This window comes from Gammaproteobacteria bacterium, assembly GCA_036383255.1.
GTDB lineage: Bacteria > Pseudomonadota > Gammaproteobacteria > Natronospirales > REEB76 > DASUBN01.
In genome coordinates this window covers 224720-241430 of sequence record DASVOS010000018.1, presented here as the reverse complement: position 1 = coordinate 241430, position 16711 = coordinate 224720, and the positions used below count along the sequence as shown (strand labels likewise).

Below are 16711 nucleotides of genomic sequence, written 5' to 3'. Positions count from 1 at the left end.
TTGTTAAAACATGTCCTGGGATAGAGGTTTCCAGATAGAGTACCCATGACCTGCGCGCCGCGGCATTGAAGGGCCCGGCACCGGCACATCTGGGGTTCCGGGACCTGCAGGGCACTGTCCAGCAACACAATTTTGGGAGGGGTCGTGAAGGGAGGCGCTCCGCGTTCCACCGTCGCGTTCGTGACGGTCTTGTTGTTTTCCACCGCGGTATCGGCGGCGCCCGGCGCCCCGACACCGGGCCAGGTGCAGAGCACCCTGCCCAAGCAGCCGGTCCAGCCCAAGAAGGCTCCCCCTCCGGCCATCAGCAATGCACCGGTCACGCCATCCGGCGTCGCCCCAGGCGGGGCAGCCGTGAAGGTGGCCGGCTTCAGCATCGAGGGCAACAGCGTCATCCCCAGCGACGTGCTGCAGGCCCAGGTCGCCGGCTATGTGGGCCAGAGCCTCACGCTGGCCCAGCTCTACGACGTCGCCGACGTGCTCACCCGTTACTACCGCGCCCAGGGCTACGGCCTTGCCTACGTGTCCTTGCCTGCCCAGACCCTCAAGGGCGGCACCGTCCGCCTGCAGGTGATCGAGGGCAAGATCGGCACGGTGAGCGTGCAGGGCAACACCCGCACCCGCACCCGCGTGCTGGAGCGGCGCGCCGGATCCCTTCGGCCCGGCGAGGTCTACACCAACGCCGACGCCGAGCGCGCGGTGCTGCAGATGGACGCGCTGCCGGGCGTCACCGCCCGCGCGGTGCTGAGCCCCGGCAGCGACTTCGGCACCTCCAACGTGCTGTTCAACGTGGATGAGCACCCCTACGCCGCCGACGTCTCGGTGGACGACTACGGCCGCGCCGCCATCGGCCGCTGGCGCGTGAACGGCAACGTTTTCATCAACGGCCTGACCGGCAGCGGCGACCAGCTGCTCGCCAGCGTCACCCACGCCGAGGGCAACTTGCTCAACTATGGGCGCCTCAACTACCAGCTCCCGACCGGCGACAGCAGCGAACTCTCGTTCGGCTACAACCGCGCCCATTACCGGGTGGGGCAGGGCCCGTTCGCGGCGCTCGGCATCAGCGGCAGCACCCAGAACGGCAACGTCAACTGGCAGGACGACGTGGAGCGCACCCGCGAGGAGACCCTGAACTGGGGCGTGGGCGTGAACCATAACACCAGCAAGAACGAGGTCAGCGGCAACACGCAGGTGACCACCAACATCACGCTGCTGCAGCTGACGATGCTCTACAACCGCCAGCGCGAGGACCAGAGCTACTACACCCTGAGCGGTAGCCTCTGGACCAACGGCAGGCACAACGACGGCAGCTCCAACAGCGCCGAGCGGCTGCGGGTGGAGCTGGACGGCAACTACTTCACCCCCATGGGTGAGCGCTGGCAGCTCACCGCCCAGGGCACGCTGACCTATTCGGTCGACCCGCTGGTGGACGCCGACAAGTACTCCCTGGGCGGCCCCGGCAACGTGCGCGGCTTCCAGTCCGCCGAGATCCGCGGCGACAGCGGGGTGTTCGGTTCGGTCGAGGTGCTGCGCAGCCTCACCACCAGCCCCTCGTTCCCGCTGGCCTGGGGCCTGTTCTGGGACGCGGGCAAGGTGTGGAGCAAGTCCTCCGACCCGCAGAGCACCAACTACGGGGTGCGCGACTCGACCGGCATCGCGAGCCTGGGCACCGAGCTGCAGCTGCAGCCCTCGCTCACCGGCTGGAACGCGCGCCTGCAGTTTGCCTGGGCCGTGGGCGGCTACCGCCCCAGCGACGACGTATCCACGGCGGCGGTGGCCCTCGGCGCGAAGCCGGCGGACCGCGGCCCCCATATCTGGTTCACCCTGGGCAAGAGTTTCTGAGCACGGGGCTTCAAGGCCCCTCTATAGAGAGATACCGCCATGTCCAAGCACAACATCGCCGAACGGGGTCTCAAGGCCATCCTCAAGGAAGCGCTGCACGGGCGAACCCTGGCGCGCCTCGGCGCCGGCGCCTTGGGCGCCGGCGTGCCGATGCTGGCACTCGCGAACCCCACCGGCGGTCAGGTGGTGGCGGGCAGCGCCACCATCAGCACGCCTTCCGCGAACGGAATGGTGGTGAACCAGGGCTCGCAGCGGGCGGTGATCAACTGGCAGCAGTTCAACGTCGGCAGCGGCCAGTACGTGCAGTTCGTGCAGCCGAACAGCTCGGCGGTGGTGCTGAACCGGGTAGTGGGCAACAACCCCTCCAGCATCTTCGGCGACATCCTGGCGAACGGCCAGGTGTTCCTGGTGAACACCAACGGCATCTACTTCGCGCCGGGCGCGAGCCTGGACGTGCAGGGCCTGGTGGCGAGCACGCTCGACATCAAGGACGGCGACTTCATGCAGGGCCGCTACGTGTTCCAGAAGGGCACGGGCGCGCCGGACGCGAGCGTGGTGAACCAGGGCACCCTGAGCGCCGACCGCGGCGGCTACATCGTCCTGGCGGGCGACTATGTGGAGAACGGCGGGCGGATCGACGCCCAGGGCGGGCGGGTCGAGCTCGCTGCCGGCAACAGCGCGACCCTGACCCTGGACCACAACCAACTGGTGAGCTACGTGGTGGACGGGGCCACGCTCTCGCGCCTCGCGGGCGTCAACAACACCGGCGAGATCACCGCCAACGGCGGCGCGGTGGTGATGACCGCCGACGTGGCGAACGCCCTGACCGCGACCGCGGTGAACAACTCCGGCTTCATCGCCGCGCGCTCACTGCAGTCCGACGGCGGGGTGATCGTGCTCTCGGCCCAGGGCGGCGACATCGAGAACAGCGGCACCCTGGATGCCAGCGCTGCGGCCTGGGCTCCTCATACCGACGGCGGCACCATCATCATAAGAGGCGACGGCCATACCGAGCTCGCGCCCACCTCCGTGATCGACGCCGCGGGCAATGGTGCCGACGGCGGCTTCATCGAGCTGTCGGGGCATACCCTGCGCATCGCCGGCGACGTCACCGCAGGCAAGGGCGGGAGCCTGCTGATCGATCCTTCGGTCATCCACATCACCAACACCGGCACCCGGAGTTCCGTGTCGGTGGGTACCGGCACCATCGGCACCGGTTTCATCGTCAGCAAGCTCAACGCCGGCAGCAACGTCACCATCGTCGCGTCCAACTCCATCTCCAGGACCACGGGCACCAGCATCAACGCCACCGGCGCCGGCGACCTCAGGATCGCCATCGGCACCGTCGGCGGTGTGAGCTGCGGCATCGGCGGCGTCTGCGTCGGCACCGGCACGCCCAGCGTGTCCATCGGCAGCGGCGGGACCATCAACCTCACGGGACTCACCATCCACATCGCCGGCGACTTCCAGGCCAGCGCCGGCCGCAGCGGTGGGGGTAATGTGACCGTGGCGGACGTCGCCGCCAGGTCGATCAGTATCGATGCCGCGAACATCACCACCGGCAACCTGCATGCCACGGGTCCGGCGGTTGGCGGGGGAGTCGTCCTGACTGCCTCCCATAACTCCGCCGCGTTCGGAGACGGCAACATCGACGTCTCGGGCACCATAACGGCCGATAACGGCTCGGTTGCGCTCTTCGGCAAGGGTGGCGGCGACTCTAGTGGAGCGAACATCCACGTCACCGGAAATATCACCGCCGGCGGCCCTGTGAACATCCAGGCGCACTACATTGGTGGCACCAGCTCCGGCGGTGGCAGCATCCAGCTCGCCAACGTTACCGGCAAGAAGGTGAGCATCACTGCCACCGGCACCCATCCCTTGATCTCAGTAGGCAACGTCACCGCCACCGGCGCGGGCGTTGCGGGTGGTGTCAACTTGCATGCCAGCGGCAGCGGCACGGGTGGCGGCTCGGCCAACATAACCGCCGGCAACGTCAGCGCCAACGGCCACGGTTCCGGCGGCGTGAACATCTCGATATTCCGCAGCAACCAGAGCGCAGACATCACTGTCGGCGCCATCAGCGCGCCCAGCATCAACGTAAGCCTGTTCGGCAACGGTGACGTCATCACCGGCCCCCTCACCGCGGTCTCGGCCACCGGCAAGGCCCACATCTACGTGAGCGCCCAATCCCAGACCGGCGGCAACTTCGTGCACGTCAACGGCGCCATCACCGCCACCGGCAAGCTGAGCGGCTCGTCCTTCAGCATCCCGATGCCGGGCCTGGCTGCGCCCGTGGCGGCCGGGGTCACGATCAGTGCGTTCGGCCCCAACGGCGCGGCCCATGACGTGAAGATCAGCGGCAACGTCAACGTCACGGCGAACGCCGGCGCGTTCAGCCACAGCAGCCCCAACGAGGTGGGGCCGATCCGCCACTTCACGGGCAGCGGCCAGGCGGGTGCCGGGCTCTTCCAGGTGATCGCCCAGGGTAGCCTCGGCAGCGCCAGCGTGGGCGGCAACATCGCCGTCACCGGCACCGACGCCCTGGTGATGGTGCGCGGCGCCGACATCAAGGTGCACGGCGTGACCGCCACCGGCAAGGGCCACGACATCCACACCAAGGACACGGGCTCGGTGCCCACCAACATCATCTATGCCTCCCACAACACCGCCGGCGCGGCGGTGGTGGACCTTGGCGGCTGGAGCGGCGCTTCCAGCGTCCACGGCGCCACCTCCATGCTCAATGCAGGCACCGTCACCGTGTCCGGCAAGGGCCTGGCGCTGGTGAACCTTTTCGCCTCGGACGTGGTGGCCGGTAACGTCACCGCGACGGCCACCGCGGCCACCGGCACCGTCTCCACGCCTCACGGCAGCTTCAGCGGCAGCAGCCACGTGGGTTCCACCCTGTTCTTCCGCGGCCTGGCCGATGGCCGGCTCATGAACGGACACCAGACCGTGGGCCTGGCCGGCGTGCAGGTGGGACTGGACCGCAATTCCGGCGGCAGCCTGCCGCCCCCGGCGGACCAGGTGACCCTGGGCGCGGTGACGGTCACCGGCGTGGGCCGGGCCAACATCGACATCGAAGGCCGGCAGGTCCACACCAAGAGCCTGGGCGCCACTGCCACGAAAGGCGTGGCGGTGGGTAGCGGCTCCTTCCATGTCGGTGGGTCGTTCTCGGGCAGCGACTTCGCGCAGAGCTTCGACATCAACGGCGGCGAGGCCGGCATCAACATCGAGACCGGTTCCGGCAGCAGCACCTCCATCAACGTGGCCGGCAACGTGACCGTCAAGGGTCCCACCGGCGGCGGCGGCCTGCGTGGGCACGACGTGACCGTCAGCGGCAACGTCAGCATCACCGGCAGCGGCGGCTCCATGGACCTGGACACCCACGTCACCTCCTACGGCGGTGCCGCGCTCTATCACACCCACTTCACAGGCCCGGGCGAGCTCACCGGGTTCAACATCGGCAACAGCGGCAGCGCCGGCGCCATCGAGGTGAAGGGCAGCGTCAGCGTCAAGGGCGTGGGCATCGTGGGCGTGCAGATCGTCGGCGGCAGCGTGAAGCTGGGCGGGCTCTCCGCTTCGGCTTCCGCGGGGAACTACAGCATCCTCGACACCCGCGTCTCCAGCACCCCCGCCGTCTTCACCGGCGGCAGCCTGCTGGTGGCCCTGGCCGCCGTGGGCGCGGGCGGCACCCCGGGCGCAGTCACCCTCGGCGGTGACCTCACACTGAAGGCGGCCGGCGGGGTCTATGTGCCTACGGTAGTGGATATGGGCGGCGGGAACGTGAGCATCACCGCCGGGGGCGACATCACCAGCGACATCTCCACCGTCGGCAAGCGTTTCGACGCGATCAAGAACGTCATCGGCCGCCCCAGTTCCAGCAGTTCCGGCTTCGGCTCCAGCGGCCTGCCGGCCTTCAGCGTGCTGGGCGCGACGGACGTGACCATGGTCGCCGGCGGCGACATCGACCTGACCGGCGCGACCATGCACGTGAGCGGGGAGATGGAGCTGGTGGCGGACCGGGACATCATCCTGAGCGGCATCGACCTCACCGCGGGCGTGCTGTCCGCGACCGCGAGCGGCACCATCCACAACGGCGGCGGTCCCGGCACCATCACCGCCGGCGCCCTGGCGCTGGTGGCGGGCAAGGACATCGACATGTCCAGCACCGACATCACCATCGGCAATGGCACCGTGCCCGGCATCAATGGCGACCTGACCCTGCTCCTGGGGCTGGGACAGCTCGGCATCGCGCCCGGCGCCAGCAATCCCAACGGCGCGTTCATCGCCGGCGGGGACCTGACTCTGGGCAACCTCACCCTGACCGGCAGTTACCTCTACCTGCAGGCCGCCAACGTCAGCATCCTGGGCGCCGTCTCGGTACCCAAGGGCACGCTGGTGCAGGTGTCGCCCATCGATCCCACCGCCAGCATCGGCGTCGAGGACCAGCCGGGGACCGGGAGCGCCTTCAACCTCAGCAACCTGGACTTCCTGAGCATGTTCTCGGGCGTGACCATCGCCATCGGCAACGGAGCCCAGACGGGGGCCGTGACCCTCGGTGCCGATGGCGCCTTCGACATCGGCGACAACAACCTCGTCATCGATACCTTCGGCCTCGTCACCGGCCTGGAGAACGTCACCAGCACGGGCCTCGTGGTCTCGCTGCAGTCGGTGCTGGGACCGCCCGTGACTCCACCCACCTCCGGCGAGATCGACCCCAGCTCCACCGGCAACGACACCACCGATGACGGCAAGGACAAGGATGGCGACCCGGTCATCGTCCTGGATGCGGACGGCAATCCGGTCGAGCTAATCACCCAGGACAGCGGCAGCGCCCAGGTCTGCCATTGAGGACAGTTATGCGCCTACCCAACCTCGTCTCCCTCGCCGCCTGCGCCCTGCTGCTCGGGGCCCTGAGCGCCTATGCCGATACCAACCCCGCCGCCGCGGTGGGGAGCGCCACCCTGGTGACGGGTCACGTGAGCGTGGCGGCCCCCTCGGGCGAGATCCGCGACCTCCTGAAGGGGGCGCCGGTGTACGAGGGCGAGGTGATCATCACCGCGAGCTCGAGCTACGTGAACATCGAGTTCACCGACGGCGGCCGGGTGCTGCTGCGGCCGGAGTCCCGGTTCCAGATCGAGCGTTACCAGTACGCCGGGGCCCGCCCGGCCGCTGCCGCCCCTAACGCGCCGGCCCAGCCTGCACGGCAGGAGAGCGCGTTCTTCCGGCTGCTCAAGGGCGGGTTCCGCGCCGTGAGCGGACTCATCGGCCACACCCGGCGCGAGGACTACGCGGTGCAGACGCCGGTGGCGACCATCGGCATCCGCGGCACCGACTATGAGGTGCGGCTCTGCGCGGCCGACTGCACTGACATTACCCCGGCGCCGAAGGACGGGCTGTACGCGGGCGTGCAGTCCGGGGCCATCGCCCTCAGCAACCAGGGGGGCGAGACCAAGACCACGGCTGGACAATATGTGTTCATCGCCGGGGCGGCCGGCGTGGGCATCCCCTTGGCCCTGAGGCCTCCCGCGCTGCAGCAGTTGCCTGATCCGAAGACCTGTAACTAGGCCTACCGACTTCGATAAGGGGCCGAAAGGCCCCTTTTTATTAGTACCGGTGGCGAACTGCGCCGAACAGGCGGGTTCCAGCCGGCTTGTGGGCGGCTGGGCTCGCGTTGACGGAGTGGGGTACAACCGGTACTTTACGCCTGCCTCGCGGGCTCCAGGGTCCCAAGGCGGCTCTATAACGCGAATTCCAGACGGGACAAGCCATGAGAATCGTGCTGCTCGGAGCGCCCGGGTCCGGCAAGGGTACCCAAGCCAAGCTGCTCGCCGAGAAATACCGCATCCCCCACGTATCCACCGGGGACCTGCTGCGGGCCAACCTGGCCGCCGGCACCCCCCTGGGGCTGCAGGCCAAGGCCGCCATGGACGCCGGCCAGCTGGTCTCGGATGACCTGGTGCTCGCCATCATCCGCGAGCGCTTGCGCAACCCGGACGCCAAGAAGGGTTTCATCCTCGACGGTTTCCCCCGCAACATCCCCCAGGCCCATGCCCTGGACGGCATGCTGCGCACCATCGGCCAGCCGCTCGATGCCGCCATCCTGATGGAGGTGGACTTCGACATCCTGATGCAGCGCCTCACCGGCCGCCGCACCTGCGAGAACTGCGGCGCCGCCTACAACGTCTATACCAATCCTCCGCGCCTGGAGGACCAGTGCGACCGCTGCGGCGGCCCGCTGCACCACCGGGCTGACGACAACGAGGAGACCATCGGCAACCGTCTGCGCGTGTATGAAGGGCAGACCAAGCCGCTCATCGGCTACTACAGGGACCAGGGTCGTATCGAGACCGTGGATGCGGTGGGTGACGTGAAAGACATCATGAAGCGGATGGTGACGGTGCTGGACCCGATCTCCAAGGGACTGCGCAAGGTGGTGGTGCCTGTGAAGCCGTTGCCGCCGGCGAAGGCTGCGAAGGCGGCGGCTGCCGCGAAGGCGGCCTCCACCGCCAAGGCGGAGCCCAAGGTCGCGGCCAAGGCCGCGGCGAAACCGGTCGCCAAGGCCCAGGCCAAGCCTGCCGCGAAGCCCAAGCCGGCGAAGAAGGCCGCGCCCAAGAAGGCCGAGAAGAAGAAAGTGAAGAAGAAGAAAGAGAAGACGAAGAAGAAGCACAAGAAAGACAAGAAGAAGGGCAAGAAGAAGTAACCCGCCTCAGCGGGGCGCTATATCCAGCCCTCCGTCTCCGGCGGCGAGCGCCTGCTTGCCGTGCAGGAAGTCCAAGAGCGCCTGGCCCGCCATGGCGAGGCGCCAACCCTTCAATATCTCCAGCTCCCGCTCGCCGCGCACCAGCCGCTCGAGCTCCGCGCGGTTAGCGAGGCTCGCCGGGCTCACGTCGCCCGCCGCGGCCTTGAGCCGCAGCACCGCGTAGAGCGCATCCACCAGCGCCTCCTGGCGCACGCTGAGCGCCGCATGCCGCTCGCGGTCCAGGGGCGGCGGCGTGCCGTCCTGGCCGAGCATGTTCAATAGTTCCGCGCCGTGGCGCTTGGCGAGGCCATCCCCCACGCCGCGCACCGCGGCGAGGCTCGCGAGGTCACCGGGCTGCTGCTTGGCGAGGTCGAGCAGCGCCTCGTCCTTCAGGATCCACTGGCGCGGCCGGTTCTCTGCCATGGCGGTGCGCTCGCGCCAGGCCGCCAGCGACTTCACCAGCGCCGCGGACTTGGGCTTGAGGCGCTGCACGCCCCGCACCCTGTTCCAGGCGCCTTCCGGGTCCGGCTTGTAGAGCTTCTCGTCGCTCAGGGTCTTGAGCTCCGGCTCGGCCCAGGCGGCACGTCCGCGCGCGGCGAGCTCGGTCTGCATCTTCTTGTAGATGTCGCGCAGGTGGCGCACGTCGTCGGCGGCGTACTCCAGCGCTGCCGCCGGCAGCGGCCGGCGCGCCCAGTCGGTGCGGGCGTGGCTCTTGTCGAGCGTGATGCCGAGCAAGGACTGCACCACCGCGCCGTAGCCCGCCTGGTCCGGCAGGCCCAGGAAGCGCGCCGTCACCTGGGTGTCGAACACCGGCGCCGGCACCTTGCCGGCCAGGTGGTAGAAGATCTCCAGGTCCTGGCGCGCCGCATGCAGCACTTTCAGGGTGGCGGGGTCCAGCAGTACGTCCAGGAGCGGCTGCAGCGAAGGCAGTGCCAGGGTGTCGATGCAGGCCACCTGTTCGTCGGTGGCCACCTGCACCAGGCAGAGCTCGGGATAGTAGGTACGCTCGCGCATGAACTCCGTGTCCACTGCGATCCAGGGCTGGCCCTTGAGGTGGCGGCACAGCGCGTCCAGGGCGGCGGGGGAGTCGATGTACTGGTAGGCGTCTGACATGCACGGCAGCGGCAAATGCGGGGGTGTCAGGTTATCATGCAGCGAGTCCAAGGGTTCGCATGCGCATACATATCCTCGGCATCTGCGGCACGTTCATGGGGGGCATCGCGGCCCTCGCGAAGGCGCTCGGCCACGAGGTGGAGGGCTCCGACGCGGACGTGTATCCGCCCATGAGCACGCAGCTCGAGGCGCTGGGTATCCGGCTGTTCCAGGGCTACAAGCCGGAGCACCTCAAGCCCGCGCCGGACGTGGTGGTGGTGGGCAACGCGCTCTCGCGCGGCAACCCGGCGCTGGAGCACGTACTGGCGGAGGGAATCGCCTACCAGTCCGGCCCGCAGTGGCTGTACGAGCAGCTCCTGCGCAACCGCCACGTGATCGCGATCGCCGGCACCCACGGCAAGACCACCACCACCTCCATGACCGCCTGGATCCTGGAGCAGGCGGGCCTGAAGCCCGGCTTCCTCATCGGCGGCGTGGCGCCGGACTTCGGCGTCTCGGCGCGGCTCGGCGAGGGACGTCACTTCGTGGTGGAGGCCGATGAGTACGACACGGCGTTCTTCGACAAGGGCTCGAAGTTCCTGCATTACCGGCCCCGCACGCTGGTGTTGAACAACCTCGAATACGACCACGCCGACATCTTCCCGGACCTGGCCGCCATCGAGACCCAGTTCCATTACCTCCTGCGCTCGGTACCCGGCAACGGCCTGATCGCGGTGAACGGCGCCGACGCGGCGCTGGCGCGGGTGATCGCGCGCGGCTGCTGGACGCCCCGGCAGAGCTTCGGGGCGCCGGAGGCGGACTGGCAGGCGGCCGGCGCACGGGCCGACGGCAGTGCCTTCGATGTCCTATATATGGGGAAGAAAGTGGCTCGGCTGGAATGGAAGCTGCTCGGCACCCACAACGTGAACAACGCGCTCGCCGCCATGGCGGCGGCGCAGCACGCCGGCGTCACGCCGGAGCGGGCCGCGGCGGCCCTGGCCACGTTCCAGGGCGTGAAGCGCCGCCTCGAGGTGCGCGGGAAGGTGGATGGCGTGACGGTGTATGACGATTTCGCCCACCACCCCACCGCCGTCGCCACTACCCTCGCGGGCCTCAGGGCCCGGGTCGGCAAGGAGCGCATCCTCGCGGTGATGGAGCCGCGTTCCGCCACCATGAAGATGGGAGTGCACCGGGACACATTGGCGGGCTCGCTCAAGGATGCGGACCGGGTGTTCGTCTACCAGGCGCCCAACGTGAAGTGGGACGTGGCCGGGACCTTCGCCCCCCTCGGCACCCGCGCCAGCGTGATCCAGGACATCGGCGCGCTCACGGACGCGGTGATGGCCGAGGTGCAGCGGGGCGACCACGTCCTCATCATGAGCAATGGCGGCTTCGGCGGCTTCCACGAGAAACTGATTGACAGGCTAGAGCGAAACGCCGCACCGCGCTGCTGACGTGGCCGAGATCCCCATCTTCCCTCTCAACACCGTGCTGTTCCCGGGCGGCGCGCTGCCGTTGCGCATCTTCGAGACCCGCTACATCGACATGGTGAGCCGGTGCATGAAGGAGGGCCACGGCTTCGGCGTCTGCCTCATCAAGGAGGGGGCCGAGACCGGCAAGGCCAAGGTGCAAGCGGTGGGGACGCTGGCCGAGATCGATGACTGGAGCCGCGGCGAGGATGGCCTGTTGCACATCCTGGCGCGGGGCACGCGCCGTTTCCGGGTGGGCACGCTGCGCACCCAGGCGGACGGCCTCAACCTGGGCGAGGTGGAGTTCCTGCCGGATGAATCCCGGGTGGCGGTGCCGGAAACCCGGGGCATGCTGGCGGAGTTGCTGAAGCAGGTGCTGCAGCAACTGGAGGCGGAGGAGGCGGAACTCGACTACGCCGACGCTGGCTGGGTGGGCAACCGCCTCGCGGAAGTGCTGCCCATCAACCTGCTTCAGCGCCAGTACCTGCTGGAAGTGGACGATCCCCTGAAGCGCCTGGAGATCCTCCAGACGCTGGTCCAATCTCTCACCGTCAGTTGACCCCAAAAATGGAAAGCGCGACCAAAGTCGCGCTTTCTATATCCGGAAGTTCACAGGTCCTATTCCGGGTTACCCCAGGTTCGCCGCATGCGGCGAACGGGCAGACAGGAGTCCGCCCAGTGGGTAATTAGAACTGAAGTCGCGCGCCAGGGATGGCTGGGAACTATTCCGGGTTACCCCACACCGCAGCCGCATCCTTCTGCACAAGGTTGGTTGTCTCCCTGAGACGCCGCGAGAGTATCTCGGCAAGCGACTGGTAGAAGCGCGCCGCGAAGGCGGGGTTCTGGCTCATGAGGGTGCTGATGTGGGCATGGGTGATGATGAACACCAGCACTTCCTCGTCGCCGGCGATCACGGTGGCGCTGGCGGCCTGGCCCTCGATGAAGGACATGTCGCCGAAGATCTCGCCGGGTCCATGCCGCGAGAGTTCGATCGCGAAGCCGTCATGGTCGCGCTGCACCTTGACGTCGCCCTTCACGATCACGTACAGGGAAGTCTGGCGCGAGCCCTCCTGAATGAGCATCTCGCCCGGCTTGAACGCCTTGCGCTCGGAGCTCTGCAGGAGCTGCTGATGCTCCTCGTCCCGGAGGAACCGGAATATCTTTGCCAACGCCATCTCGGTATTCCTCGTGGCTTTATTCTTCTGGCACTTTGACCCTGGCTAAATAGTGCCGCAAATCGCGGGGTATGTCATCCGGCGGCCATGCCGGCCATCACCCGACGGGCGGCCGCGAGGGTGGCGGCGATGTCCGAGTCGCTGTGGGCGGCGGACATGAACCCCGCCTCGAAGGCCGAAGGGGCCAGGTAGACCCCTTCTGCCAGCATCCCGTGGAAGAAGCGCCTGAAGGCCGCCACGTCCGAGGCCATGACCTGGGCGTAGTTGGCGACGGCCGGCTCGCGGGTGAAGTACAGGCCGAACATGCCGCAGACTGCGTTGCACACGAAAGGCAGGCTGCTCTCCTTGGCGGCCACGGCCAGACCCTTGGCGAGCTTCTGCGTCTTCTTGTCCAGGGCGGCGTGGAAGCCGGGCTTCTCCACGATGTCGAGCATGGCGAGGCCCGCCGCCATGGCCACCGGGTTTCCGGAGAGCGTGCCGGCCTGGTAAACCGGGCCGAGCGGCGCGATCTTCTGCATCACCTCGCGCCGCCCGCCGAATGCGCCCACCGGCATGCCGCCGCCGATGACCTTGCCGAGGGTGGTGAGGTCGGGGGTGATCTTGTAGAGCGACTGGGCGCCGCCCTTCGCGACGCGGAAGCCCGTCATCACCTCGTCGAAGATCAGCAGGGCGCCGTGCTTGGTGCAGGCCGCGCGCAGCGTCTCCAGGAAGCCGGGTGCCGGCAGTACGCAGTTCATGTTGCCGGCCACCGGTTCCACGATCACGCAGGCGATGCCGTCACCCTGCTCGCGGAACAGCGCTTCCACTGCGCTGGCGTCGTTGTAGGGCAGGGTGAGGGTGAGGGTCGCGAGCGCCGCCGGCACGCCGGCGGAACTCGGCACACCCAGGGTGAGAGCGCCCGATCCCGCTTTCACCAGCAGCGAGTCGGCGTGTCCGTGGTAGCAGCCCTCGAACTTCACGATCTTGTCGCGGCCCGTGTGGCCGCGCGCGAGGCGGATCGCGCTCATGGTGGCCTCGGTGCCGGAGCTGACCATGCGCACCATCTCGATGGAGGGCACCAGGCGGCAGATGCGCTCGGCGAGGCGCGTCTCAAGCTCGGTGGGCGCACCGAAGGAGAGGCCGTCGCCGGCGGCGCGGCGCACCGCCTCGACCACCTTGGCGTTGGCGTGGCCGGCGAGCATCGGACCCCAGGAGCCCACGTAGTCGATGTAACGGCGGCCGTCTTCGTCGAAGAGATACGCGCCCTCGGCGCGCCGGATGAAGAGGGGATCGCCGCCCACGCCCTTGAAGGCGCGCACCGGCGAGTTCACGCCGCCGGGGATGTAGCGCTGGGCGTCCTGGAACAGGGTATCGGACAAGAAGGGGACCTCGAAGAACAAGACCGTGGCTGCGTATGTTACAGGAGGCCTGTGTGCGGGTCCGTCGAGCGGTACCGCGTTTAATGACATAATACACATCGGGCCGACGCAACTCGCAAACCCATCCCGGGACGGGCAGAATGCGGTTGAAGGCGCATTTCCTCGCAGGGGTCCATCAAGTGCCGACACATGCCAGCGCCCTCGCGATTGGCCACAGGCTCCAGGAATACATCATCGGTCGGCTGCTCGGACACGGCGGCTTCGGCCTGACTTATCTCGCCCAGGACACCAACCTCAACTCGCTGGTCGCCATCAAGGAATTCCTGCCGCAGGAGTTCGCGGTACGCAACGCCGACAACAGCGTGGTGCCCAAGTCCGAGTTCGACGCCGACTCCTACAGCTGGGGGCTGGAGCGCTTCAAGGAGGAGGCGCGCGCGCTGGCGCGCTTCAAGCATCCGAACATCGTGCGCGTGTCGCGCCTGCTCGAGGCGAACGGCACCGCCTATATGGTGATGGACTTCGAGCCGGGCATGACCCTCAGCCAGTACCTCAAGCGCTATGGGCCCACCTTGGACGAAGGCCGGCTGCTCGGGATCTTCCTGCCGGTGCTGGACGGCCTGGAGGCGCTGCACCGCCTGCAGCTGGTGCACCGCGACATCAAGCCCAGCAACATCTACGTGCGGGCCTACGGCGGACCCATGCTCATCGATTTCGGGGCGGTACGCCAGGCCATCGGCGCCCAGAGCCGCAGCCTCACCTCGCTGGTGACGCCGGGTTACGCGCCCATCGAGCAGTATTCGAGCGACGGCCGCCAGGGCGCCTGGAGCGACCTGTACGCGGTGGGCGCCAGTCTCTACTACTGCATGTTCGGGCATGCGCCGGCAGACGCGGCGCGCCGCAGCGCCGCCATCAGCGACGGCGCCGAGGATCCCTACGCGGTCGCCAACGTGCGCGGCGCCGAGCAGTACTCGCGCCAGCTCCTGGAATGCGTGGATTGGGCCCTGCAGTTCCGGGTGCGCGATCGCCCGCAGAGCGCCCATGAATTCCGGGAGCGCATGCGCGGCTCACCTGTGCCGCCGCACGTGATCGAGGTGCCGGAGAGCCTGCAGGAGGTGCCGGAGCTGCAGCACGGGGTGATGTCGGTGCCGACGCTGCCGGCGGAGAGCCGCGGCACGCGGCATGGCGTCTCCGCCTCCGAGGCCACCGTGGTCTCGTTCCCGACCGAGAAGCAGGACAGCCTGGGGCCGCTCATCGAGGGCACCCGCCGCCCCAATGCCACCGAGGTGCTGGTCCAGCGCACGCCGCTGAAGCAGTACCTCAAGGCCTGGCTCGCGGGCTTGCGCCTGCGCTGGGAGACGGCGCTGGACTCCGTGGCGCAGGAACCCAATACCCTTACCGGGCGTATGGCACGCCAGCTCAAGGAGCCGCGCGGCGTGCGGATCGTGCTCACGGCGCTGGTGATGCTGGTGCTCGCCGTGTCGATCCTGGTATACGCGCGCCGCACCGGCGGCGGCGGGGAGGAGGCGCGTTTCCAGGCCGCTGTGGCGGCCGATAGGATCGATGCCTATCAGGATTATCTGCAGGCCTGCGGCGATTGCATCCATCGCGTCGAGGCCGAGGCCGCGCTGGCGAAGCTGCGGAAGGCGGCCGCCACCGCCGAGCTCGAAGCCCGTTTCAAGGACCTCCTGGCGAAGAAGCAGCTCTCTGCGCCGGCCCAGCCCAATGCCAGCGGGGCACTGCATGACTTGGAGACCCAGGCGCCGGACGATCCTTATATAGCGCAAGCCCGCAGCGCCCTGGCAGAGGCCCTGAAGGCGGCCCGGCCAGCGCCCGCAGCGGTGCCCAAGAAGCCCGTGAAGAAGGAAGCGCTGCCCAAGCGCGTCGCCAAGACGCAGTCCAAGAGCAGTTCCGCCGTGGCGGCCACCGGCCTGGGTAGGACCGCGCCCGCACCGGCCGCCGATGAGGTGATGCCCAAGCTCCTAAGCAATCCTGTCCCCAGGTATCCCTCCAGCGTGAAGGACAAGGTCGCCGGCTGGGTGGAGCTCGAGTTCAACGTCAATGTCGACGGCAGCACCTCCAGCATCGAGGTGGTGGATGCCTCCCCCAAGGATGTCTTCGACGATGCGGCCATGCACGCGGTGCACGGCTGGGTGTTCTCGCCCTATACCAAGGACGGCGTGCGCCAGCGCAAGCGCATCCGCATGCGTGTGGATTTCAAGCCGTGAACGTGGCCGCGCCGCAAGCCCTCGCCGAGGGCAGTGCGACGCCCCTGCCCGACGTCATCCTGGGCAACGGCCTCAAGCTCCTGAGCGCGGCTTTCAGCGCCCGTGGCATGCGCAGCTACAACGAGGACCGGCTCGGTATCGCCGGCAGCGGCATAGGCTACTACGCATTGGCGGACGGCCTCGGTGGCCACCGCGGTGGCGCGCGCGCGGCGGAGGTGGCGGTGGAGGCGGGGCTCGCGTCCCTGGAGCACAGTGCCGCGCCGCGCCTGGAAGACAAGCTGAAGCAGGCGGTTAGCGACGCTCACGCCCAGCTCAAGGCCCGGCAGAAGGCGGAGCCGGAGCATGCCACCATGCGCAGCACCTTGGTGCTGCTCGGCATCGTCGACGACGGCATGGCCTGGGCCCACTGCGGGGACTCGCGGCTCTATCACTTCCGCGACGGCAAGCTCCTCTGGCACACCCGCGACCACAGCGTGGTGCAGCTCCTGGTCTCCGCCGGGGAGATCGCCGAAGCCGACGTGACCAGCCACCCGGAGCGCTCGCGCCTCATCAGCTGCCTGGGTGGCGACAATGCGCTGCTGATCGGCACGCGCGCCGCCGGCGTGCCCCCCCGGGTGGGGGACGTGCTGCTCCTATGCAGCGATGGCCTGTGGGAGCATTTCGCGGGATGGCAGATGGAGGCCACGGTGGCCCGCAGCGCCGATCCGCAGGCGCTGCTCACGCACCTCAGCGCGCAGGTAGCCGAGGCGATGCATCCCAGCCAGGACAATTACACTGCGGTGGCCGTCTACGTAACCCAATAGCTGCTGCG

General features: G+C 68.3%; 10 protein-coding genes and 1 pseudogene. 8 read left to right on the top strand and 3 right to left on the bottom strand.

The window, feature by feature from the left end:
• The first annotated feature begins 144 nt into the window (after positions 1-144).
• The 4 genes and pseudogenes from VF651_12240 (at position 145) to VF651_12225 (ending at position 8248) form a co-directional block, all read left to right on the top strand.
• Positions 145-1839, top strand: coding sequence for a ShlB/FhaC/HecB family hemolysin secretion/activation protein (locus VF651_12240; GenBank protein HEX7966471.1), 1695 nt, complete (start codon positions 145-147; stop codon positions 1837-1839).
• A gap of 39 nt (positions 1840-1878) precedes the next feature.
• Positions 1879-6690: a filamentous hemagglutinin N-terminal domain-containing protein gene (locus VF651_12235; GenBank protein ID HEX7966470.1), complete on the top strand. Its 4812-nt coding sequence runs from the start codon at positions 1879-1881 to the stop codon at positions 6688-6690.
• A gap of 8 nt (positions 6691-6698) precedes the next feature.
• The gene (locus tag VF651_12230) at positions 6699-7406 is read left to right on the top strand and encodes a FecR domain-containing protein (protein HEX7966469.1); all 708 of its coding nucleotides are present in this window, start codon (positions 6699-6701) and stop codon (positions 7404-7406) included.
• 203 nt (positions 7407-7609) lie between these two features.
• A pseudogene (locus tag VF651_12225) lies at positions 7610-8248 on the top strand (adenylate kinase).
• A 300-nt stretch (positions 8249-8548) separates the two neighbouring features.
• On the opposite strand, the gene rnd reads toward VF651_12225, so the two are convergent.
• Entirely contained in the window at positions 8549-9694 is a 1146-nt protein-coding gene (gene rnd / locus VF651_12220) for a ribonuclease D (protein ID HEX7966468.1), read from the bottom strand.
• Between the two features lie 59 nt (positions 9695-9753).
• Here rnd and mpl point away from each other — a divergent pair, with 59 nt between their 5' ends.
• Together mpl and VF651_12210 are read left to right on the top strand one after the other, a co-directional pair.
• Positions 9754-11127, top strand: coding sequence for a UDP-N-acetylmuramate:L-alanyl-gamma-D-glutamyl-meso-diaminopimelate ligase (mpl, locus tag VF651_12215; GenBank protein ID HEX7966467.1), 1374 nt, complete (start codon positions 9754-9756; stop codon positions 11125-11127).
• A gap of 1 nt (position 11128) precedes the next feature.
• Positions 11129-11701: an LON peptidase substrate-binding domain-containing protein gene (locus tag VF651_12210; GenBank protein HEX7966466.1), complete on the top strand. Its 573-nt coding sequence runs from the start codon at positions 11129-11131 to the stop codon at positions 11699-11701.
• A gap of 163 nt (positions 11702-11864) precedes the next feature.
• Here the strand turns inward: VF651_12210 and VF651_12205 are convergent, their stop codons facing one another.
• Positions 11865-12311, bottom strand: coding sequence for a cyclic nucleotide-binding domain-containing protein (locus VF651_12205; protein HEX7966465.1), 447 nt, complete (start codon positions 12309-12311; stop codon positions 11865-11867).
• Positions 12312-12391: 80 nt separating this feature from the next.
• The gene (gene hemL, locus VF651_12200; GenBank protein HEX7966464.1) at positions 12392-13675 is read right to left on the bottom strand and encodes a glutamate-1-semialdehyde 2,1-aminomutase; all 1284 of its coding nucleotides are present in this window, start codon (positions 13673-13675) and stop codon (positions 12392-12394) included.
• Positions 13676-13854: 179 nt separating this feature from the next.
• Between hemL and VF651_12195 the strand changes: the two genes are divergently transcribed.
• Positions 13855-15900 (top strand): TonB family protein, encoded by a 2046-nt coding sequence (locus VF651_12195; protein HEX7966463.1) that lies wholly within the window; start codon positions 13855-13857, stop codon positions 15898-15900.
• Positions 15897-16703, top strand: coding sequence for a protein phosphatase 2C domain-containing protein (locus VF651_12190; GenBank protein HEX7966462.1), 807 nt, complete (start codon positions 15897-15899; stop codon positions 16701-16703). The genes VF651_12195 and VF651_12190 overlap by 4 nt, the downstream gene beginning before the upstream one ends.
• The last annotated feature ends 8 nt before the right edge of the window (positions 16704-16711 follow it).

Excerpts from the sequence above, each read along its gene's own strand:
- mpl (HEX7966467.1), top strand. The coding sequence starts at position 9,754 with ATGCGCATACATATCCTCGGCATCTGCGGCACGTTCATGGGGGGCATC.
- VF651_12235 (HEX7966470.1), top strand. The coding sequence starts at position 1,879 with ATGTCCAAGCACAACATCGCCGAACGGGGTCTCAAGGCCATCCTCAAG.
- VF651_12230 (HEX7966469.1), top strand. The coding sequence starts at position 6,699 with ATGCGCCTACCCAACCTCGTCTCCCTCGCCGCCTGCGCCCTGCTGCTC.
- rnd (HEX7966468.1), bottom strand. The coding sequence starts at position 9,694 with ATGTCAGACGCCTACCAGTACATCGACTCCCCCGCCGCCCTGGACGCG.